This is a genomic window from Arthrobacter sp. AOP36-F1-5 (genome assembly GCF_058137995.1).
Map to the genome: position 1 here is coordinate 1,193,626 of NZ_CM176892.1, position 20,330 is coordinate 1,213,955.

The 20,330-nt window shown below is 68.6% G+C and carries 19 protein-coding genes; 12 read left to right on the top strand and 7 right to left on the bottom strand.

Translation table 11 applies throughout. The annotated features are described in order from the left end of the window. Window positions 1–100: 100 nt before the first annotated feature. The gene (locus tag AC3ZI9_RS05520) at window positions 101–928 is read left to right on the top strand and encodes a YflT domain-containing protein (RefSeq protein WP_444555297.1); all 828 of its coding nucleotides are present in this window, start codon (window positions 101–103) and stop codon (window positions 926–928) included. Between the two features lie 103 nt (window positions 929–1,031). Here the strand turns inward: AC3ZI9_RS05520 and AC3ZI9_RS05525 are convergent, their stop codons facing one another. Continuing rightward, a complete protein-coding gene (locus tag AC3ZI9_RS05525; protein ID WP_444555298.1) occupies window positions 1,032–2,594 on the bottom strand; it encodes an aminopeptidase P family protein in 1,563 nt (520 codons plus the stop codon). A 58-nt stretch (window positions 2,595–2,652) separates the two neighbouring features. Here AC3ZI9_RS05525 and AC3ZI9_RS05530 point away from each other — a divergent pair, with 58 nt between their 5' ends. The 3 genes from AC3ZI9_RS05530 to AC3ZI9_RS05540 all read left to right on the top strand — a co-directional run bounded on the left by AC3ZI9_RS05530 (window position 2,653) and on the right by AC3ZI9_RS05540 (window position 5,732). Next, a complete protein-coding gene (locus AC3ZI9_RS05530) occupies window positions 2,653–3,510 on the top strand; it encodes a PHP domain-containing protein (RefSeq protein ID WP_444555299.1) in 858 nt (285 codons plus the stop codon). Between the two features lie 376 nt (window positions 3,511–3,886). Continuing rightward, window positions 3,887–5,581, top strand: a complete 1,695-nt coding sequence (locus AC3ZI9_RS05535) for a sodium:solute symporter family protein (RefSeq protein ID WP_444555300.1) — start codon at window positions 3,887–3,889, stop codon at window positions 5,579–5,581. 19 nt (window positions 5,582–5,600) lie between these two features. After that, window positions 5,601–5,732 (top strand): putative transporter small subunit, encoded by a 132-nt coding sequence (locus tag AC3ZI9_RS05540; protein ID WP_444555301.1) that lies wholly within the window; start codon window positions 5,601–5,603, stop codon window positions 5,730–5,732. A gap of 141 nt (window positions 5,733–5,873) precedes the next feature. Here AC3ZI9_RS05540 and AC3ZI9_RS05545 read toward each other — a convergent pair whose 3' ends face one another. Beyond that, on the bottom strand, window positions 5,874–6,701 hold the full coding sequence (locus AC3ZI9_RS05545) for a DNA-methyltransferase (protein ID WP_444555315.1): 828 nt from the start codon (window positions 6,699–6,701) through the stop codon (window positions 5,874–5,876). Window positions 6,702–6,808: 107 nt separating this feature from the next. After that, window positions 6,809–8,473, bottom strand: a complete 1,665-nt coding sequence (locus tag AC3ZI9_RS05550; protein WP_444555302.1) for a DEAD/DEAH box helicase — start codon at window positions 8,471–8,473, stop codon at window positions 6,809–6,811. 391 nt (window positions 8,474–8,864) lie between these two features. Here AC3ZI9_RS05550 and thiO point away from each other — a divergent pair, with 391 nt between their 5' ends. The 3 genes from thiO to AC3ZI9_RS05565 are packed head-to-tail and all read left to right on the top strand — an operon-like array spanning window position 8,865 to window position 11,087. Continuing rightward, window positions 8,865–10,052: a glycine oxidase ThiO gene (gene thiO, locus AC3ZI9_RS05555; protein ID WP_444555303.1), complete on the top strand. Its 1,188-nt coding sequence runs from the start codon at window positions 8,865–8,867 to the stop codon at window positions 10,050–10,052. Further along, window positions 10,049–10,297, top strand: a complete 249-nt coding sequence (gene thiS / locus AC3ZI9_RS05560; RefSeq protein WP_444555304.1) for a sulfur carrier protein ThiS — start codon at window positions 10,049–10,051, stop codon at window positions 10,295–10,297. The genes thiO and thiS overlap by 4 nt, the downstream gene beginning before the upstream one ends. After that, window positions 10,290–11,087, top strand: a complete 798-nt coding sequence (locus AC3ZI9_RS05565) for a thiazole synthase (protein WP_444555305.1) — start codon at window positions 10,290–10,292, stop codon at window positions 11,085–11,087. Before thiS ends, AC3ZI9_RS05565 begins: the two co-directional genes overlap by 8 nt. Window positions 11,088–11,112: 25 nt before the next feature. Here the strand turns inward: AC3ZI9_RS05565 and AC3ZI9_RS05570 are convergent, their stop codons facing one another. After that, a complete protein-coding gene (locus AC3ZI9_RS05570; RefSeq protein WP_489923946.1) occupies window positions 11,113–12,576 on the bottom strand; it encodes an RNB domain-containing ribonuclease in 1,464 nt (487 codons plus the stop codon). 79 nt (window positions 12,577–12,655) lie between these two features. Here AC3ZI9_RS05570 and AC3ZI9_RS05575 point away from each other — a divergent pair, with 79 nt between their 5' ends. Together AC3ZI9_RS05575 and AC3ZI9_RS05580 are read left to right on the top strand one after the other, a co-directional pair. Continuing rightward, window positions 12,656–13,336, top strand: coding sequence for a ferritin-like fold-containing protein (locus tag AC3ZI9_RS05575; protein ID WP_444555307.1), 681 nt, complete (start codon window positions 12,656–12,658; stop codon window positions 13,334–13,336). 43 nt (window positions 13,337–13,379) lie between these two features. Further along, a complete protein-coding gene (locus AC3ZI9_RS05580) occupies window positions 13,380–13,760 on the top strand; it encodes a 4a-hydroxytetrahydrobiopterin dehydratase (RefSeq protein WP_489923947.1) in 381 nt (126 codons plus the stop codon). A gap of 99 nt (window positions 13,761–13,859) precedes the next feature. Here AC3ZI9_RS05580 and AC3ZI9_RS05585 read toward each other — a convergent pair whose 3' ends face one another. Beyond that, complete coding sequence (locus AC3ZI9_RS05585; RefSeq protein WP_489923948.1) at window positions 13,860–14,087, bottom strand: DUF3107 domain-containing protein; 228 nt, start codon at window positions 14,085–14,087, stop codon at window positions 13,860–13,862. Between the two features lie 67 nt (window positions 14,088–14,154). Then, window positions 14,155–14,736: a TetR/AcrR family transcriptional regulator gene (locus AC3ZI9_RS05590; protein WP_444555310.1), complete on the bottom strand. Its 582-nt coding sequence runs from the start codon at window positions 14,734–14,736 to the stop codon at window positions 14,155–14,157. A gap of 127 nt (window positions 14,737–14,863) precedes the next feature. On the opposite strand from AC3ZI9_RS05590, the gene moeB reads away from it, so the two are divergent. Further along, window positions 14,864–16,048: a molybdopterin-synthase adenylyltransferase MoeB gene (moeB, locus tag AC3ZI9_RS05595; RefSeq protein WP_444566296.1), complete on the top strand. Its 1,185-nt coding sequence runs from the start codon at window positions 14,864–14,866 to the stop codon at window positions 16,046–16,048. A 32-nt stretch (window positions 16,049–16,080) separates the two neighbouring features. Here moeB and AC3ZI9_RS05600 read toward each other — a convergent pair whose 3' ends face one another. Beyond that, window positions 16,081–17,457, bottom strand: coding sequence for a glutamyl-tRNA reductase (locus AC3ZI9_RS05600; protein ID WP_444566297.1), 1,377 nt, complete (start codon window positions 17,455–17,457; stop codon window positions 16,081–16,083). A gap of 191 nt (window positions 17,458–17,648) precedes the next feature. Here AC3ZI9_RS05600 and hemE point away from each other — a divergent pair, with 191 nt between their 5' ends. Further along, complete coding sequence (hemE, locus tag AC3ZI9_RS05605; RefSeq protein ID WP_489923949.1) at window positions 17,649–18,719, top strand: uroporphyrinogen decarboxylase; 1,071 nt, start codon at window positions 17,649–17,651, stop codon at window positions 18,717–18,719. Between the two features lie 84 nt (window positions 18,720–18,803). Continuing rightward, a complete protein-coding gene (hemG, locus tag AC3ZI9_RS05610) occupies window positions 18,804–20,282 on the top strand; it encodes a protoporphyrinogen oxidase (protein WP_444555722.1) in 1,479 nt (492 codons plus the stop codon). Window positions 20,283–20,330 lie beyond the last annotated feature (48 nt).

The following is a 20,330-nucleotide window of genomic DNA, read 5'->3' on the forward strand; positions in this document are numbered from 1 at the left end:
TGGGACCCCGGCCCGTCAGGGATGCACCGGGAGGCGGCGCACCGGTTCACCGGGAGCGATAACACCCCACGTCCACGCGTTGAGGAGGCAGAATGGAAGCATGAGCCCAACAACCGGCACCAATCGGAACGCCTCCGCCCAACTGGGACCTCCCCGCGGGGAGATCCTGGGCCGCTACGACTCCTATCTGGATGCCCAGAAGGTGGTCGACTACCTGGCCGACCACGACTTCCCGGTCGCCGGGGTGAGCATCATCGGCAACGACCTGATGACGGTGGAACGGGTCACCGCGAAACTGAGCTACCCGAAAGTGGCGTTGGCGGGGGCCGCGCAGGGGGCTATGTTCGGCATCTTCGTGGGCCTGATCCTGAGCATCTTCGGTCCCGAAGGCGGACTCACCCAGATCCTTTCCTCGGTGGGGCTGGGCATGGCCATCTGGATGATCGTCGGGGTGGTCAGCTATTCGTTCCGCAAGGGGAAGCGCGACTTCTCCTCCTCCAGCCAGGTCATGGCCACCAGCTACGACGTCGTCGTCGCGTTCGAGCATGCCGCAGCGGCCCGTCAGATGGCCTCGAAACTGCCGATGAGCCGGGTCGAGGCCCAGCAGGTCACCCCCGCCTGGGCGCCCCCGCGCCAACAGGGCGGCCCGGCGGGCCCCGGCCCCGATGCCGGGACGCCGACGGGCGGCCCCGTGGCCCCGGCGCCGAGCCCGGCCCCGGGCGGAACCGGCCAGGACGAGGGGCACGGCACCTCCGAGGCCGGGACCGCCTCCGGTGCGGACACGGCACCGCGGTCCTCGACGTCGTACTCCGATCTGCCCGACGGACGTCCGCAGTACGGGGTGCGGGTCACCCCGGAACAGGAACCCGAGGCCCCGGCGGAAGGCGAGGACCAGACCGGCGGCACGGACCAGCAACCCCAGCCTTGACGCGCCCCGGGGCCCGGGGCAGCCGCCCACCAGTGGCGGAAAAGACCAAAGGCCGGTTCCTCCCCACGGGGAGGAACCGGCCTTCTTTGATCCGCGGCGGAGGCTACTGGGCGTCGGCCGAGTAGATTCCCGCCATCCAGGATTCGATGTCCTCGGCCGTGCGTGGCAGGGCCGCGCTGAGGTTTTCGCAGCCGTCGGCGGTGACCAGGACGTCGTCCTCGAGGCGGACGCCGATGCCGCGGTACTCCGCGGGGACGGCCAGATCCTCGGACTTGAAGTACAGGCCGGGCTCGATCGTGAAGACCATGCCGGGCTCCAACACGGCATCGAGGTACAGATCCCGCTTGGCCTGGGCGCAGTCATGGACATCCAGCCCGAGGTGGTGGCTGGTGCCGTGCGGCATCCAGCGGCGGTGGTGCTGTCCGTCGGGGGAGAGTGCCTCCTCCAGGGAAACCGGCAGCAGTCCCCAGGCGTCCAGGTTCTCGGCCAGGACCTTCAGCGCCGCTTCGTGCAGCTCGCGGAACCTGCGCCCGGGGCGGGCGACCTCGAAGGCGGCATCGGCGGCGTCCAGGACCGCCTGGTAGATCCGGCGCTGGACCTCGGAGTACTTGCCGTTCACGGGCAGGGTCCGGGTGATGTCCGCGGTGTAGAGCGAATCGGCCTCGACGCCGGCATCGAGCAGCAACAGGTCCCCGGTGTTCACCTGGCCGGAGTTGCGGATCCAGTGCAGGACGGTGGCGTTGTTGCCCGAGGCGGCAATGGTGTCGTAGCCGAGGTCGTTGCCTTCCTCGCGGGCCCGGGCGAAGAAGGCGCCTTCGACGACGCGTTCGCCCCGCTTATGCTCGATGGCGCGCGGGAGTTCGCCGACGACGTCGTGGAACCCGTTGACGGTCGCCTCCACGGCGGCACGCATCTGCTCGATCTCCCAGTCGTCCTTGACCAGGCGCAGTTCGGAGAGCGCTTCGGAGAGTTCGCCGTCGAGGCGGTCCGAGGCTTCGAGATCGACCCCGGTATTGATCCGGGAGGTATCCACCAGGGCGTCGCAGTTCGGATCCACATCACGCAGCAGCCGGATCCGCATCCCGCCGATCTCGGTGGCGCCGGCACCGGTGGTGATGGCCTCCTCCAGCTCGGCGTCGATATGCGCGGTGGGCAGTTCCAGCCGGGCCTTCAACACGTCGAGGGTCGGACGGGTGCCGATCCAGAATTCCCCGGACCGGGCATCGGAGTAGAACTCCTCGGTGTCGCGGCCGGCCATGGGACGGAAGTAGAGGGTCGCCCGATGGTTTCCGCCGTCGTCTCCAGCGCCTTCCTCGGTGGGTTCCAGAAGCAGGACGGCATCGGGTTCGTGGTCGACGCCGAGCCCGGTGAGGTGGGCGAATCCGGAGTGCGGGCGGAAACGGTAGTCGGTGTCGTTGGAGCGGACCTTCAACGGTCCGGCCGGGATGACCAGGCGTTCACCGGGGAACTTGGCCGAGAGGGCGCGGCGCCGGGCGGCCGCATAGGGGGCCACGGCGTCGGGGCCGGGGGAGGTGGCTTCGGTGGAGGGGGCCCACTGGGACCCCATGAAGTCCTTGAAGGCCTGCGAGGACGGGCGCTGTGAACGGTTGTTCACGCGTTCCTCGAGTGGTTGATCGCTGCCGGGGGTGTTGTTCGCTTGAGTCATCACCGTTCCATGTTCTCAAAGCCGGGCCGATACACCAAGGCGCCGGTAGGCTGGAGGAATGCTGATCGATCTGCATGCTCACTCGAATGTCTCCGACGGGACCGAAACCCCGTCGCAGCTGATGGCCGCGGCGGCCGCCGCCGGCCTGGACGTCGTCGCGCTGACCGACCACGACCAGACCTCCGGATGGGCCGAGGCCGCCACCGCTGCGCTAGAGACCGGCGTGGGGCTGGTTCCCGGGATGGAGATCTCCTGCAAGACCGCCCGCGGGGTCAGTGTGCACCTGCTGTCCTATTTGCACGACCCGGGCCATGGGGAATTGTTGGTGGAGATCGACAAGGCGCGTGATGCGCGGATCCACCGGGCCCGGAAGATGGTTGAACTGATCTCCGAGGACTACCCGATCACCTGGGAGGCGGTGGGGGAGCAGTCCGCCCCCGGGGCGACGTTGGGCCGGCCGCATATCGCCGATGCCCTGGTCGCGGCCGGGGTGGTGTCGAGCCGAAGCGAGGCCTTCGCCACCGTGTTGACCTCGCGATCGCGTTACTACGTGGGGCACTACGCCGTGGACCCCGTCAGGGCCGTCGAACTGGTGCGGGCCGCCGGGGGAGTACCCGTGTTCGCCCACCCCATGGCGGAGCTGCGTGGCCGGGTGGTCGAACCGGAGGTCTTCGACGAGATGATCCAGGCCGGTCTGCTCGGGCTGGAGATCGACCATCGGGATAATTCGGACCAGGGGCGCCGGTTCCTGCACTCGCTCGCGGCCCGGCATGATCTGATCGTGACCGGTTCCAGCGACTACCACGGGACCGGCAAGCCCAACCGGCTGGGTGAGAACTCCACCAGCGTGGACATGCTCCGACGAATCCTCGAAGCAGGCACCGGAACCGCCCCGGTGGGGATGCCGAAAACCTGACTCATCAGTCACCTGGATTTCCGGCTGGCGGGAATTACCTCCGCACTCTGATAGTGTCACCGACGTAGGGGGTTGCTCCAGGCAACCTTGTCGAGCACGAATCCGAGTGCTTGGACGACCCCCGGTTCCACGGGAGGCCCCACCATGGCCTCCGCCGTTTGAGTGGCCTTGACCCGAAAGCCGGGTAGCCGCACGCGCCGCGCCAACAGCGGCCCTGCAGGTCCGGTTAGGTCCGGGTGGAATGCGCGCCTTGAATGCGTCCGCACCGGACGAAGCCCGCCTCACGGCGGCGTGGCAATGGCGCCCGTTAAACCGGGCCGGCGCGCTGCGACCAGGGGAGGCATCCGGTGGCCGACCCCGTGAGAAGAGGAGCAGCATGACACCGAATGGTGCGGAGCTCCAGCAGCTGAGTGGATGGCTAGTCATCGGGCTGCTGGTGTTTTTTTACGGGGGGACATTCCTGATGACCCTCGGGATCAGCAAGAAGAAGGAAAACGCGGACGGCTACATGACCGCGGGCAACAACATCGGCTTCGGCATCTCCGCGGCGAGCATGACGGCCACCTGGATCTGGGCCTCGTCGATGTATGCCTCGGCCACCTCCGGCTACACCTACGGCATTTCGGGCCCCATCCACTACGGCCTCTGGGGCGCCTTGATGATCCTGTTCATCTACCCCTTCGGCAAGCGCATCCGCTCCGTGGCGCCCCGGGCCCACACCCTGGCCGAGGTCATGCACGCCCGGCACGGCCGAGGCAGCCAGCTGATGCTCGCCGGCTCCAACGTCGTCGGCAGCCTCATCAGCCTGACCAGTAACTTCATCGCCGGCGGTGCCTTGATCGGCCTGCTTTCGCCCTTCAGCTTCCAGCAGGGGATCCTCACCGTCGCCGCCGGCACCCTGCTGTATTCGCTGTGGTCGGGCTTCCGTGCCTCCGTGTTGACCGACTTCGCGCAGGTGCTGGCCATGCTCGGCGCCGTCGTGGTCATCATCCCGGTCGTGTTCTTCGCCGCAGGCGGGACGAACATGTTCGTCGAGGGGGCCGCGAACGTGACCCCCCAGCAGGGGAACTTCTTCTCCTCCGAGGCCTTCATGAACCAGGGCGCGCCCTACATCGCGGCGGTGCTGGCCTACGCCATCGGCAACCAGACCATCGCCCAGCGGCTCTTTGCCGTGCGCGAGGACCTGATCAAGAAGACCTTCGTCACCGCCACCGTCGGCTACGGGGCGACCATCATCGGCATCGGCATGCTCGGTGTCATGGCGCTGTACCTGGGCATCACCCCCACCGGCGGGGACCTGAACAACCTGATCCCCGAAATGGCAGCGACCTACCTCGGACCCGTGTTGTTGTGCCTGTTCCTGGTGATGATCATCGGGGCGCTGTCCTCGACGGCAGACTCCGACCTGAGCGCCCTGTCCTCGATCATGATGGCCGATATCTACGGGCAGAACGTGGCCCAGAAGGGCGAAGTTAACCCGAAGACCATGCTCCTGGTCGGCCGCGTCTCCATGGTCCTGGCCACCGGCGCCGGGCTGTACTTCGCCAGCGGGGCGTTGAACATCCTGGACCTGCTGGTCTTCGTCGGCGCCTTGTGGGGGTGCCTGGTCTTCCCGGTCATCTCCAGCTTCTACTGGAAGAAGGTCACGAACATGGCCTTCGTGACCTCGGTGATCGTCGCCCTGGCCATCTTCATCCCCGTGCGTTTCTCCTGGATCCCCGTCGACGGGCTCTGGGGCTACACGGTCGACGTCTTGTCGATCGTCGGGGTCGGCGTGGTGCTCGGGCTGATGCTCTTCGGCTTCTTCGGCGGCCGGGTGGCACGGATCGGTGGCATCATCGCGACCCTGGCCGTTGCGCCCTTCGCCTTCGGGCACCTGCACGACTACGCGGTCCTCAGCGGATCGCTCGTCGCCTACGCGGTCTCCACGGTGCTGTGCTATGTGATGTCCGCCCGGTCCTCGATGGAATTCGATTTCGACACCATCAAGGACACCGTCGGCGATTTCGACCCGTCGGATCGGCCGGCAGCGGCCCAGACCGACGTCGATGCCGCCGAAACGCATTCCTGATCCTGAAGGAGGAAACGACATGGAACCGATGATCCTGACCGTGTACATGCTCATCTGGCCGGTGATCGTGGCCGGAACACTGTTCGTCATCGCGCGGGCCTTCCTGCGCGAATGGCGCCAGGCACGTCGAGACGACCGCACGATGGTCTGACCCGTTCTGGGGGGACCCCACGCTCCGGTGCCCTGCGGGGTGCCGGAGCCGACGGCCGCCGGCACCACCAGTACTCCTGGGGTGCCACGGCCGTTTCGTGGTTAACGGCGTCGACCGGTCGAGGCCGGGGCGGCGCATTGGTCAGCTCCGGCGGAAATCCGTCTGCTCGGGCAGGCGCGTACGCATGGTGTCGATCGCCGCGGGATTGGCATCCACGCAGACGAACCGCCGATCCAACTGGGAGGCGGCGGCCCCGGTGGTCCCGGACCCGGCGAAGAAGTCCAGCACCCAGTCTCCCGGGCGGCTGCTCGCGGCGATGATCCGGCGCAGGATGCCCACTGGCTTCTGCGTGGGATAGCCGGTCTTCTCCTTGCCGGTGGGCGAGACGATGGTATGCCACCAGACATCGGTGGGCAGCTTGCCGCGGGCCGCCTTCTCGGCAGTGACCAGACCGGGAGCCATATAGGGTTCGCGGTCGACCTCGACGGAATCGAAGTGGTACCTCGAAGGGTTCTTGACGTAGACGAGGATGTTGTCGTGTTTGGCAGGCCAGCGGCTCTTGGACCGGGCGCCGTAGTCATAGGACCAGATGATCTCGTTGAGGAAGCACTCCCGGCCGAAGATGGCATCAAGCATCACCTTGGCGTAGTGGACCTCACGGAAATCCAGGTGCAGGTACAAGGTGCCGTCGTCGGCCAACAGCCGCCAGGCCTCGATCAGCCGCGGTTCCAGGAAGGCCCAGTAGTCATCGAAGGCGTCGTCGTAGCTATGCAGGGCCCCCCGGATGGTCGAATAGCTGGCGCCCTTGAACCCGACCCGGTCACCGGTGCCATCGGTGTTGCGGACCATCGTGGTGGCCTGGCGGGACTGCTTGCGCCCGGTGTTGAACGGCGGATCGAGGTAGACCACGGTGAACGCGCCATCGGGCAAGGTGGGCAGGAAGTCGGCGTTGTCGGCCTGGACGACCAGATCGGGTCCCTCCGGGGACCATGGGTGCTCGGACCCGACACGGGTGGGGACCCCGGCCGATCGGCCGGGGTCCCCACCGGAGGTAGGCGTGGTGGCGCCCACAGGTGCTACTCGGACTCGTTGCGGTTGACGACCTCGCCGTGGTGCCGGCGCGTCCGCGAGCGGCGGCGGCGTGCCGGACGGGCCGCCTCGTCGCTGGTGGGTCCGGTCTCGGCGGGCTGGCGGTTCGTCTCCCCGGTGGCTTCGCGGTTGGGACGGTCGGAGCGGCCGTGGCCGCGGCCCCGACGCCCGGCGCCGTCCCCACCGGATTCCGAGCCGCGGCTGCGACCGCGTCCGCGGCCCGCGTCGCGGCCCGAGCGGGAACCGGTTCCCCGGCCCTTCTCGCGCTCTGCCGGACGTTTGCCGGTTTCGCCCAGGTCCTCGAGCTTCTCCCCGGACAGTCCCTGGAGCTTGCGTTGGTTGCGCGGCAGCCGTCCCTTGGTCCCGGCCGGGATGCCCAGATCGGTGAACAGGTGCGGTGAGGAGGAATAGGTTTCCACCGGATCGGCCTGGTCCAGTCCCAGGGCCTTGTTGATCAGGCCCCAGCGGGGGACATCGGACCAATCGACGAACGTGATCGCGGTCCCCTTCTTCCCCGCACGGCCGGTGCGGCCGATCCGGTGGAGGTAGGTCTTCTCGTCCTCGGGGCACTGCAGGTTGATCACGTGGGTCACATCCTCCACGTCGATGCCCCGGGCGGCGACCTCGGTGGCGACCAGCACGTCGACCTTGTGGTTGCGGAAGGCGCGCAGTGCCTGCTCGCGGGCGCCCTGGCCGAGGTCCCCGTGGATCGCGCCGGCGGCGAAACCGCGGTCGATCAGTTCCTCGGAGAGCTTGGCGGCGGAGCGCTTGGTCTTGGTGAAGATGATGGTGCGTCCGCGGCCTTCGGACTGCAGGATGCGGGCGACGACTTCGTCCTTGTCCAACTGGTGGGCGCGGTAGACGACCTGGCGGATGTCCTTCTTGGTGATGCCGTCGTCCTCGGGGTCCGCGGCACGGATATGCGTCGGATGGGACATGTAGCGGCGGGCCATCGACACGACGGCGCCGGGCATCGTGGCCGAGAACAGCATGGTCTGGTGCACGGCGGGGATGGCGGCGAGCAGCGTCTCGACGTCGGGCAGGAAGCCCAGGTCGAGCATCTCGTCGGCTTCATCCAGGACCACGATGCGGATGTTCTTCAGGTTCAGGTACTTCTGCTTATGCAGGTCGATCAGACGCCCCGGGGTGCCGACCACCAGTTCGACGCCCGCGGTGAGCTGCTCGATCTGCGGCTCGTAGGCGCGACCACCGTAGATGGTGGCGATGCGGGCATTGCGCTTGGTCGCGGCCTTCTGGATGTCGGCGGAGACCTGGTTGGCCAGTTCACGGGTCGGAGCCACGATGAGGGCCTGAGGTGCGCCGGGGCTGGGCAGCTTGTCGTAATCGGGGTCGTCCCGGCCGATGACCCGCTGCAGGGCGGGAATGCCGAAACCGAAGGTCTTGCCGGTGCCGGTCTTGGCCTGCCCGATGATGTCGTGTCCGGCCAGCGCGACCGGAAGGGTCATCGACTGGATCGGGAACGGGTGGATGATGCCGGCGTCGGCGAGGGATTCGACGATGTCCTCGCGGACGCCGAAGTCTGCGAAGGTCTGTTCGGGCAGCTCATGCGGGGCATCCTCGCTTGCGAGGAGACCGTCGACCGGAAGTTCGATGGTTCCGGTGTCGTCGGTGAGTTGTTGCTCAGTATTCAATGAAATCTCATTCGTTTAGGCGCCGGGGCTCGGTGTGCTCGACGTCCTCTGAAAACGGAGAGCGGAGTCCACCGCAGCAGCGGCGCGTCCAGCGGAGCCGATCGCGGGCTAACCAGCGCGAATGAACGCGCAAAAGGTGCAGGTTCGCTGGGAATTCCTGCCAAGTAAATGCGTCTGGTACGACCGGGCATCCTTGTCTACCCCTCCAGTCTACCGTGCCGCGACATAATCACCGCTTCGACCCGGCGACCGCGCGTGGCGTGCGTTAGGCTGGAACCGAACCACGGGAGCCCGCAGACGGGCTGAGAGGGCGCTGCGCCGCAGATGCGGTACCGAGCGCCGACCGAGACACCTGATCCGGATCATGCCGGCGGAGGGAAGGTAAAACAGTATGCATTGTGCGGTCATCGGCGCCGGCATCGTCGGCTTGTCCATCGGCTGGGAACTGGCCCGCAGCGGATACCGTGTCACCCTGATCGATCCCGAACCCGCCACCGGGGCCACCCATGCCGCGGCGGGGATGCTCGCGGCCGTCACCGAATTCCACTACCAGGAACAGGGCCTGCTGGGACTCTCCGTTCCCGCCGCCGACGCCTGGCCCCGGTGGGCCCGGGAACTGGAAGCAGCCAGTGGCCGACCCACCGGCTTCGAGGCCTGCGGCACGCTGGTGGTTGCCGCCGACGGCGCCGATCGAGCCGATCTCTCGGCGCTGGCCGAGGCCCAACGCACCGTCGGGTTGGGGATCGGGGAGCTGGGCACCGCGGCGGCCCGCGAAGTCGAACCGCTGTTGGCCCCCCGGCTGGCCGGGGCCTTCCGGGCCCCCGGGGACGCACGGACCGACCCGCGCCGCACCGCAGCCGCCTTGCTGGCCGCCCTCGAACTCGAATCCGGTGTGAGCGTGAACCGCCGGCGGGCCACCGGCGTCGTCGCCGGAGCACACGGGCCCGTCGTCCAGACCCTGGGTCCCGACGGGGCCCGGGAAGACCTCGAAGCCGATGAGGTCATCCTGGCCACCGGGACCGGAAGGACCGGAGAGCGCGGGGGAGCGGGGGAGCGGATCAGTGGATTGCCGGCCTCGCTGCGGCTTCCGGTCCGCCCGGTCTTCGGCGATGTGCTCAGGATGCGCCCGACCGCCACGGCCCCGCGTCCGGCCGGCTCCACGGTGCGCGCCCTGGTCTCCGGGCAACGGGTCTACATCCTTCCGCGCCGCGACGGGGAAGTGGTCGTGGGGGCCACCGAACGCGAGGACGACCAGCCCGGCATCAGCGTCGAGGGCGTGCACCGGCTGCTACGTGACGCCCTGCGGGTGATGCCCGCCCTGGCCCACTATGAACTGGTGGACCTGACGGCCCGGGCCCGTCCATCAACCCCCGACCACCTGCCCCTGCTCGGACGCATCGGCCCCGGACTGCTGGCCGCCACCGGATTCCACCGCCACGGGGTGCTGCTCAGTGTGGCCGCGGCAGCCACCATCCGCGGGCTGATTGGCCCGGTGCCCGGGGCCACGCCGCCGAGACCACCCCCGGCCAGCCTCGACCCGACCCGACTGGCACCCTTCGACCCCTGGAGATTCTCATGAACGACACCACGCCCCCACTGATCCTGAACGGACAGGCCGAACCCCACGCCGCCCTGAGCGTGCTGGAGCTGATCCAACGCGAAACGGGCCTGGCGCTGGGCGCCGATGGCCGCACGAGCGAGGGAACGAGCCCCGGGCTGGCCGCCGCGGTCAACGACGAGGTCGTTCCCCGCTCGGCCTGGGCCCGGACCCGGTTGCAGCCGGGGGACCGGATCGAACTGCTCTCGGCGGTGCAAGGTGGGTGAAGGTGCGGGAACCGACGACCTCCTCCTGGACGGAACCCGCTTCGGCTCACGGCTGATCACCGGGACCGGCGGGGCCCCCGGGCAGGACGTGCTCGAAGCCGCCCTGCGTGCTTCCGGAACCGAACTGACCACGGTGTCGATGCGCCGCCACGCAGTGGTCCCGGGCACCGAATCGATCTTCGCGTTGCTGGGACGGCTGGGCATCCGACTGCTGCCGAACACCGCAGGATGCCATACCGCCCGTGAAGCGGTCCTCACCGCCAGGATGGGCCGCGAAGCGGTGGAGACCGACTGGGTCAAACTCGAGGTGATCGCCGACGACGAATCACTGCTGCCCGATATCCCCGAACTCCTCAAAGCCACCGAGGAACTGGTGGCCGACGGGTTCAAGGTCTTCGCCTACACCAACGACGACCCGGTGGCCGCCCAACGACTCGAGGACCTGGGCTGCACGGCGGTCATGCCGCTGGGGGCACCCATCGGCACCGGCCAGGGGATCCTGAACCCGCACAACATCGAATACATCGCCTCCCGGCTGACGGTCCCGGTGGTGCTCGACGCCGGGATCGGCACCGCCTCGGATGCCGCCCTGGCCATGGAACTGGGGTGCGACGCCGTGTTGTTGGCCACCGCCGTCACCCGGGCCCAGGATCCCGCCCTGATGGCCGAGGCCTTCAGGCATGCGGTGCGGGCCGGTCGACTGGCCCAGCGGGGCGGGCGGATCCCGCGTCGGCCCATGGCCCAGGCCTCCTCGAGCATGCAGGGACGGGCGGAGTTCCTGCTGGGCTGAACGGGTGGGGCCGCCGGCCGGTCGTTTAGTCGATCCTGAACAGTACGGTGCGCCGGTCGATATCGGCCTCGATCAGTTCGGCCTGGACGCGTTCGCCGGCTTCGGCCCGGCCCAGGAAGCGGGCGTTGACCGCCGGGTCCAGAAGCTGCAGGCGCCCGCCCGGGGCATCACCGTTCTCCCGGGCCCTGGCCGCCTGCTCGGCGGTGGTGCCATTGAGGGTGATCGCATCGAATTTCTCCCCGATCCGGTCCGAGAGCAGGGCGGCCTCGACGGTATCGATGGCTGCCCGTTCGGCGGTTCCCGCCACCTGGTTGGAGGACTGCATCAGCTCCGGCAGCAGGACAAGGGCCCGGCGGATTCCCGCAGGAACCTCGGCTCCGCGGACCAGATGCTCGCAGACGACGAGGCTGAACCGGTCCACCAGCCGGCGCAACGGGGCCGTGGTGTGCGCATAGGGGGCAGCGATGGCCGCCTGGATCCGTTCCTCGGGGGCTTCGCCGTCGAACGCGGTATACCCGGCCCCCCGGAAGAGCGAGGTGGCGGCATGCATGATGGCCAGCTGACGGGGCTCGGTGACATCGAGCGAGCGCAGGAACTCCCCGTAGGGGACCCCGTCGCGCCAGGGGGTCCCCAGGGAGGCGGCCTGGCGGCGGAAGGCCGTGGACCCGTGCTCATCGGGGGCGGGCATGGTCCGCAGGATCCCGATCCCGCCCTCGAGCATGATCCGGGCGGCCTCCATCCCGGTCAGCAAGGAGATCTGCGCATTCCAGTCCTCCACCGGCAGGGCCGCCCGGACGGTCAGGCAGGGGACCCCGTCCTCGTCCACCTCGACCTCCTGCTCGGGGATGCGCAGGCTCGCCCCACCGCGCTCGCGTTCGGCCTCGATGCGCTTGAGCCCGACTTCCTTCAACAGTGCCAGCGACTCCGAGGCATGCCCCTCGTCGATCGAGGCCTGGACCCCGGCGTAGTCGAGCTTCTGCCGACTGCACACCGTGGCCCGGAGGAGCCCGGTCCGGCGCACCAGTGCCGCCGCATCCAGGTGGAACGTCCAGACATAGGCGCCACGGCGTTGCCCGGGCAGCAACGAGCCGGCATCCTCGCTGATGATCTCCGGTTGTAGGGGCACCCGGTGGCCCGGCAGATACAGGGTCTGTCCACGGTGCCTGGTCTCGGCGTCGAGGGCGCCGCCCAGCTCGACCAGGGCCGGGACATCGGCGATGGCATAGCGGACCACATAGCCCTCCCCGTCACGGGCGAGGTGGACGGCCTGGTCGAGATCGGTGGAAGCGGCCGGATCGATGGTGACGAACTCGATGTCCGTCAGATCGTGGTCGGGCAGGGCCAGGGAATCGATGGCGGTCCTGGCCTCGGCCAACGCCTGCGGGGGATAGTCCCCGGGAAGCTCCAACGCGGACACCACCGAGTCCAATGCCTGGACGAGACGGGTCTGCGCGGCATTGGTCTTCAGCTCAAGGGGTTTGTGCACCACGGATTCAGCCTAACCACAACATGGAAGGAAACCAGCGCCCGGGCCGGGGAGGAACCGTGCCGGAGGTAGGCTGGCCTGCATGACCGAGCTGCCACCGCCGACCCTTGACGACGCGACCCGAGCCCGGGCCGAACTGGCCCTGTGCGGGCTGATGGCCTATCGGGAACTGACCGCGTTCGAACGCCTGTCCTCCGATGCCCGCTTCTCACCGACCATCATCGACCGGGTGGCGCTGGCCCGTCTGGCGGTCCACGAGTTCGGGCACTACGAACGGGTCGTGGAGGTCATCACCTCCCGGGGGGCCGAGCCGACGGATTCCATGGAACCGTTCGTGGCCTCCATCGATGCCCTGCACGATCGCACCCGCCCGGGGGACTGGTACGAATCCCTGATGAAGGCCCACGTCATCGACTCGGTCTCGGGGGATTTCTATGTCGCCATCTCCCGGGGCCTGGATCCCGACGTCCGTGGACTCGTCCAGGAGGTGCAGGCGCTGGACGCACAGAACCAATGGCTCCACGAACGCCTCCAGGAAGCCCTGGCGGAAGATCCCCGACTGGCCTCCCGCTTGGCGTTGTGGGGACGTCGACTGCTCGGCGAGGCCCTCACCCAGGCCCGCAGGATCGCCGATAGCGGCCTGTTCAACGACGCACTGATCACCGAGGCGGATGAGGCCGGGGAGGAACCCCTGGGCGTCTTGTTCGCCCAGCTCGTGGAGAACCATTCACGCAGGATGGCCGCCTTGGGGTTGACTGCCTGAGCCGCTCGCACGAGCATGGGCCCAGGGAGCGAAAGGAGAGATCATGACCGATCCATCCACCGGCCCGGGCGACGGCGTCCTGACCGGTACCCAAATCAATGAGGCCTTGGCCGGGCTGCCGGATTGGCGGCATCGACGAGGTGCCCTGGTGACCGCCTATGCCTTCGAATCCTCGGCCGCGGCCATCGGGTTCATCGCCGCCGTGGGGGCGATCGCCGAGGAACGCAACCACCACCCCGATCTGGACTGGCGCTACGACACCGTGTTCCTGGCGGTGTCCTCCCATGAGGCAGGCAGTCAGGTGACCGGCCAGGACACGGGCTTCGCCGAGGCCGTCTCCCAGGCCGCGACACGGGACGGCGGGAATGCCGAACCGCAGCGACACCCGGCCGTGCACGAAGGGAACGATGGCGAGAACCCCTGACGGACCGCAGGATTCCTGACCACGGCGACGCCGGGCCACGAAAAACGGCCGGCCCCGACGTCTACCGTCGGGGCCGGCCGTTGCTCGGCAGGCGGCCTCCTAGGCCTGGGCGGCGAAGCCCACGCGACGCGGTTCCTCGGCGCCGACCTCGACATAGCCGATGACACCGGCGGGAACGATGACCTGGCGGCCCTTGGAATCACTGAGCACCAGAACGGTGGAGCCGCTGATGGCATCACGGACGGTCTGGGTGACCTGCTCCGTGGTTTCAGCCGATTCGATGACAACCTCGCGGGCAACATTCTGGATTCCGATGCGCACGTCCATGGTGGCTCCTCTTAAGTCGGGGTGGGCGCCTGAAGCGTCGCCCATATACGTCAGGGTCAAATCTACGTCAGGATTCCTTCGGGAACCGAGCGATTCCGCGCCAAGCTAAACGCGAGACCAGGTCGCTGGCCTCGTCGAGGTCGACCTCGCCCTCCAGCTCGAGCCAGTAGCGGGCCGCGACCTGCGCCATGCCGGACATGGCCCGGCCCAACAGCACCGCTTGGGCCTGGCTGAGCCCGGTGTCCTCGGCGATGACCCCGGCGATGGCGTCGGCGAAACCGGCGTTGAACGTCTCCAGACGCGAACTGACGGCGGAATCATGCATCAGATCCGATTCGAAGACCAGACGGTGGGCCTGGCTGTCCCCGGCGATGAAGCCGAAGAACTCGCGGATGGTCGCCTGGACCCGCTGCTTGTTGTCGGTGGTGGAGGCAATGGCCTTGAGAAGGCGTTCGGACAAGGCCTGCAGGTGTTCGTCGAGCAGCGCGAGATAGAGTTCGCGTTTGCCCGGGAAGTGCTGGTAGAGCACCGGCTTGCTGACCATGGCGACATCGGCGATCTCGTCCATGGCAGCACCATGGTAGCCATGGGCCACGAAGACCTGGTGCGCGGCCTGAAGCAATTGCCGCCGTCGCTGGTCCCGCGGCATCCGAGGGGTCCGCTGGGAATTTTCTGGACTGCGCTCCACTGCCTGCCTTTCCTCCGCAACGTCGTCGTCGTTACGGATGGAGTCATTCTACCCATGGGTATTCCGTGGCTGGGACTAGGCTGGGAAAATGCAGGACGCGATACGAACAGCTCCCGGCCCCCTGGTCGAACCAGCAGCCGAACTGGGCCCGGACGAACTCAAACGGTATTCACGGCACATCATCATCCCCGAGGTCGGTCTGGAGGGACAGCGACGACTGAAGAACGCCCGAGTCCTGGTCATGGGCGCCGGCGGGCTGGGCTCTCCGGCCCTGCTCTATCTGGCGGCCGCCGGTGTCGGGACGATCGGGATCGTGGAGGACGACACGGTCGAGGTCTCGAACCTGCAACGCCAAGTCATCCACGGCGTGTCCAATCTGGGGCAGGGGAAGGGCGAGTCCGCCCGGGAGAGCATCGCCGAGATCAACCCGTTCACCGACGTCGTCCTGCACGAGGTGCATCTGGACAGCACCAACGCGTTGGAGGTCTTCGCCGATTACGACCTCATCCTGGACGGCACCGACAACTTCGCCACCCGCTATCTGGTCAACGACGCCGCAGCGATCCTGGGCAAACCCTATGTCTGGGGTTCGATCCTGCGTTTCGACGGCCAGGTGAGCGTCTTCTGGAACGGCCAGGGCCCCACCTATCGGGACCTGTACCCGGAGGCCCCGCCGGCCGGAAGCGTCCCCTCCTGTGCCGAAGGCGGAGTCTTCGGGGTGCTGTGCGCACAGATCGGGGCGGTCATGGCCGCCGAGGCCATCAAACTGATCACCGGGATCGGTGAGTCCCTGCTGGGCCGGGTGCTCATCCTCGACGCCCTGGCCATGAACTGGCGTGAAATCCGTTTGCGGCCCGACCCTGAGACCGTCCAGCCCACCGAACTGCTCCAGGACTATCCTGCCTTCTGCGGGATCGCCCCGGCCGAGGCGACGGAGCGTGAACTGCCGACGATCGATCCGCTGGGACTCCGCGATCTGCTGGGGGAGCGGGCCGCCGGGAGCAGGGACTTCGTGCTGCTCGATGTCAGGGAAGCAGGCGAGGCGGAGATCGTCGCCATCGACGGAGCCGAACTGGCCCCGCGCGGCCAGGTCCTCGGGGGAGACATCGACGTGCCCCGGAACAAGGACGTGGTGCTGCACTGCAAATCAGGCGGACGCTCCGGCGAAGTACTGGGCTATCTGCTGGACCACGGCTATGACAACGTACGGCACCTATCCGGGGGCATCGCCGCCTGGGTCGAGCAGGTGGAACCCGGGAAGTCGATGTACTAGGGCCCCGGCCGCGAGGCGGCCCGCGGAGGCCGCTAGGCTTCGCGGCGTCCGGGGCAGGGGGCGCCGTCGGTGCCCGTTGCCGGCAATCCCGCCGGGCCGGTGACCGGATCCGCGGGCCGGGGCTGCTGCCCGTCCCCGGGGCCCCGGGCCACGGGGACGTCCTCCAGCTCGATGCCGAAGAGCGTGCCCAGGGCGTCCTCGACATCGCCATGCCGACCCTCGGCGGCCAGGTCCCTGGCCCTCACGGTCGGGACATGGAGGAGCTGGCGCATCATGCGGCGCATGGCGAATTCGACTTCCTCGGCGGCAGCGGTGCACCCATGCTGGGCGCGGACCTTCTGCACTTCGGTCTCCAGGACCTTCTGGGTGTGCTTGCGCAGCGCGACGATCGCGGTATCGGCACTGCGCTGGCGCTGCTGACCAGCGAACTTATCTGCGGCATCGGTGACGATGGCCCGTGCCTGGGCCACGGCCTCCGACTGTTCGGCGGGAGCGGCCATGCGCACCGACTCCAGGGTGATCAATTCGACGCCGTCCAGCTCGAGGACATCGGGGTCCACATCGTGGGTCAGTGCCAGGTCGATCGCGACCAGGGGCCTGCCGTTCCGATCCAACGCCCGCAGCTCGGCCGCATCGATGCGCACCCCGCCGCCGCTGCAGCCGATCAAGACGTCGGCCTCACGCAACACGGTGGGCAGGGCAGCATCGTCGATGGCCGTTCCGCCGCGGGAGGCGGCGAAGACATCGGCCCGGCCGGAGGCCGAATAGACGGACACCTCGTGGGCGCCGCGTTCCTTCAGCCGGGCCATGGTGGCCCCGGCATAGGCGCCGGTGCCGAAGATGACGACGTTGAGGTCCGCCCAGCTGGTGGTGGCCGAAAGGTCCTCGGACAGGTCCAGGGCCACCGAGACGATGGACAGGCCGCGCCCGCCCAATGCGGTGCGGGTCCCGACGTCCTTGGCGGCCCGTGAAGCACTCTGGAACAACCGGACCAGGGATCCGGAGGCCGTGCCGGTGGCCTGGGCATCGATGAGGGCCCGTTTGACCTGTCCGGCGATCTCACGTTCGCCGATCACCGCCGAATCGAGTCCGGCGCCCACGGCGAAAAGGTGGGAGACGGCGTCGTCCTCCGTCTTGGTCTCCAAGGCCTGGGACACCTGCTCCTCGGCCAGCCCGGAGGCGGCGGAGATCTGCTCGATGACTGCCTGGCGTGCTGCGGGAACCTCGTCCTGGCCGGGGGCCTCGCAGTAGACCTCGTAGCGGTTGCACGTGGACAGGACGACGGCGCCGGAGACCGGGGTGGTGCCGTCGAGCACGGCAGAAGCGACCCCGTCGGAGGCGGCGCTCAGCCGGGCCACCGTTTCGAGGTCGATATCAGAATGGGAGGCGACAAGTGCTAGGAAAACCACAATGTCCAACATCGTACCTCCGGAGCGCCCTCCAGGACACGCAGGCTGCCCTAACCTCCGGGCCCGGTTCCCCCGGAACGGCGGGCGGAAACAGGTTTTTTACGAGTCGTAGAACGTGTCGTTGGCCACGAAGGTCCCGCGCGCGCATCAAGGATTAGCGGTTCGGTGGGTGGACTTGGCAGAATGAGAGCATGACCTTGAGCGCTAGCCACCCGTTGATGGATGGGCGTACGTCCTCATCCGATCACATCACCACCTACCGAGGCGGGGTCCCCACCCGGCGCCCCGTATGGTTCATGCGCCAGGCGGGACGCTCGCTTCCCGAGTACCGCAAGCTGCGCGAAGGCGGGAACATGCTCGACTCCTGCCTGGACCCCGCGATGGCTTCGGAAATCACCCTGCAGCCGGTGCGCCGCCACGGGGTGGACGCGGGGATCTTCTTCTCCGATATCGTCATCCCGCTCAAGCTCGCAGGAGTCGGCGTGGACATCGTCCCCGGGGTCGGCCCGGTCCTGGACGAACCGGTGCGCACCGCGGCCGACGTGGCCCGGTTGCCCCAACTGACCGATGCCTCGCTGGATCCCATCCGGGAGGCCGTGGCCCTGACCGTCGCCGAGCTGGGCAGCACCCCGCTGGTCGGCTTCGCCGGGGCCCCGTTCACCGTCGCCGCCTACATGGTCGAAGGCAAGCCCTCCCGCGACCACCTGGGCCCGCGCCGGATGATGCACAACGATCCGCAGACCTGGAACGCCCTGGCCGAATGGGCCGCGGAAGCCTCCGGCGCGTTCCTGCGCGCCCAGCTGGAGGCAGGTGCCAGTGCCGGGCAGCTCTTCGACTCCTGGGCCGGAAGCCTGTCGCTGGCCGACTACGAGAAGTTCGCGGCGCCGTCCTCCACGCTGGCCTTCTCCCGGGTCAAGGACCTGGGCGTGCCGCTGGTGCATTTCGGCACCGGGACCGGTGAACTCCTGACGGCCATGCGTGACTGTGGTGCCGACGTCGTCGGGGTGGATTACCGGCTGAGCCTGGCCGAAGCCAACCGCCGTCTCTCCGGGGGGAACGTGCTGCAGGGCAATATAGACCCGGCCCTGCTGACCGCCCCCTGGGAAGTGCTCGAAGCCCATGTCCGGGACGTCCTGGCCTCCGGCGAGGAGGCTCCCGGGCATGTCGTGAACCTCGGCCACGGGGTGCCCCCGGACACCGAGCCCGAGGTGCTGACCCGGATCGTGGAGCTCATCCACTCCATCCCGCCGACCGCCGGCTGACGCCGTGCACACCTGACGGTCAGGACACGGGGCGATAATGGTGGGGGACCCTGGGCGGGTCCCCACCGCGGAAAGGACGTAGGGATGACGCAGGCCGGGCAGCTAGCCGGTACTCCGGGCCACGCCTCGGCACCCCGCGCGATCGTGGTCGGGGGAGGGATCTCCGGGCTTGTGGCGGCCCGTGAACTGTCCTTGACCGGACACCAGGTCGACGTCTTCGAGGCCTCCCCCCGCTTCGGCGGGGCCGTGGCCAGCCACCAGGTGGCCGGGCTGGACCTGGATGCGGGGGCCGAATCCTTCGCGGTCCGCTCCACCGCGGTGGCCGATCTGGCCACAGAACTCGGACTGGGAGCATCGCTCCAGTCGCCGAACCCCGCGGGGTCCTGGCTCTACCACGCCGTCGACGGCGCCAAACGCGGCGGCCCCCGCGCCATGCCGATGCCGGCCACCGCCCTGCTCGGCATCCCGGCGGATCCCTGGGCCGAGGACGTCAAGACGGTGATCGGTGCCGCGGGGTGTGTCCGGGCCGCCACCGATCTGGCCATGCCGGTGACCCGCCGCCAGGCCAAGGAACCGATCAGCCTGGGCGAGCTGGTGGCGGCCCGGATGGGTCAAGCCGTCCTGGAGTCCCTGGTGACCCCCATCGTCGCGGGGGTGCACTCGGCCGATCCGACGACCCTCGACGTCGATACGGTCGCCCCCGGTCTACGCGCCGCCATGGCCGAGCACCATTCCCTGGCCCGGGGAGTGGCTGCGCTGCGCGCCTCCGCCCCGGCGGGATCCGCCGTCGGCGGCCTGGCCGGGGGCATGCACCGGCTGACGGGGGCCCTACTGGCCGAACTCGATGCCGCAGGAGCCCGATTGCATCCCGGAACCCCGGTCGTCTCCATCGCCCGGGCCGAACCCTCGCACGATCCCTCCGAGGACGGCTGGGACGTCACCGTCGAAGGGCGCGAGACCCCTGAGTCCGCCGACCGGCTGGTCATCGCCACCCCCGGACCCGCAGCAGTGGACCTGTTGGCCGGGCTGTTGCCCGATGCCGCGGCCCTGCGCCCGAAGACAGGCCATGGCATCGCCCTGGTGACGTTGGTCGTGGACCAGCCCGAGCTCGATGCCGCCCCGCGGGGTACCGGGCTGCTCGTGGCCCCCGGAACCCCCGGGATCCGGGCCAAGGCACTGACCCATGCCACTGCCAAATGGGAGTGGCTCGCCGATGAGGCGGGACCGGGAACGCATGTGCTCCGGCTGTCCTACGGCCGGCTGTCCGATGCCCCCGGCACGATCCCCGCCGACGACGCCGTCCTGCGTGATATCGCCATCGCCGATGCCTCCGCCCTGTTGGGGGTCCCCGTCTCGGCAGCGGACGTGGTGGGGTGGGACGTGGTGCGTCATGACGCGGCCCTGCCGTTCGCCACCACCGGCCACCGGGACCGCGTCGAGGCCTTCCGCACCGCCCTGGCCGGTCATCCCGGCCTCGAGGTCGTCGGCGCCTGGCTGGCCGGCACCGGGCTGGCCTCCGTCGTCGCCGACACCAGGGCCCGGACCTCCATCACCGCCAGTTGACCCCGGCCGAGAGGCCGCCTAGACCCCATCGAAATATCCAGCAGCAGA

Excerpts from the sequence above, each read along its gene's own strand:
- thiS (WP_444555304.1), top strand. The coding sequence starts at position 10,049 with ATGAACGACACCACGCCCCCACTGATCCTGAACGGACAGGCCGAACCC.
- hemE (WP_489923949.1), top strand. The coding sequence starts at position 17,649 with ATGACCTTGAGCGCTAGCCACCCGTTGATGGATGGGCGTACGTCCTCA.
- AC3ZI9_RS05575 (WP_444555307.1), top strand. The coding sequence starts at position 12,656 with ATGACCGAGCTGCCACCGCCGACCCTTGACGACGCGACCCGAGCCCGG.
- AC3ZI9_RS05530 (WP_444555299.1), top strand. The coding sequence starts at position 2,653 with ATGCTGATCGATCTGCATGCTCACTCGAATGTCTCCGACGGGACCGAA.
- AC3ZI9_RS05525 (WP_444555298.1), bottom strand. The coding sequence starts at position 2,594 with ATGACTCAAGCGAACAACACCCCCGGCAGCGATCAACCACTCGAGGAA.
- AC3ZI9_RS05585 (WP_489923948.1), bottom strand. The coding sequence starts at position 14,087 with ATGGACGTGCGCATCGGAATCCAGAATGTTGCCCGCGAGGTTGTCATC.
- moeB (WP_444566296.1), top strand. The coding sequence starts at position 14,864 with ATGCAGGACGCGATACGAACAGCTCCCGGCCCCCTGGTCGAACCAGCA.
- AC3ZI9_RS05580 (WP_489923947.1), top strand. The coding sequence starts at position 13,380 with ATGACCGATCCATCCACCGGCCCGGGCGACGGCGTCCTGACCGGTACC.
- AC3ZI9_RS05590 (WP_444555310.1), bottom strand. The coding sequence starts at position 14,736 with ATGCCGCGGGACCAGCGACGGCGGCAATTGCTTCAGGCCGCGCACCAG.
- AC3ZI9_RS05535 (WP_444555300.1), top strand. The coding sequence starts at position 3,887 with ATGACACCGAATGGTGCGGAGCTCCAGCAGCTGAGTGGATGGCTAGTC.
- AC3ZI9_RS05520 (WP_444555297.1), top strand. The coding sequence starts at position 101 with ATGAGCCCAACAACCGGCACCAATCGGAACGCCTCCGCCCAACTGGGA.
- hemG (WP_444555722.1), top strand. The coding sequence starts at position 18,804 with ATGACGCAGGCCGGGCAGCTAGCCGGTACTCCGGGCCACGCCTCGGCA.
- thiO (WP_444555303.1), top strand. The coding sequence starts at position 8,865 with ATGCATTGTGCGGTCATCGGCGCCGGCATCGTCGGCTTGTCCATCGGC.
- AC3ZI9_RS05540 (WP_444555301.1), top strand. The coding sequence starts at position 5,601 with ATGGAACCGATGATCCTGACCGTGTACATGCTCATCTGGCCGGTGATC.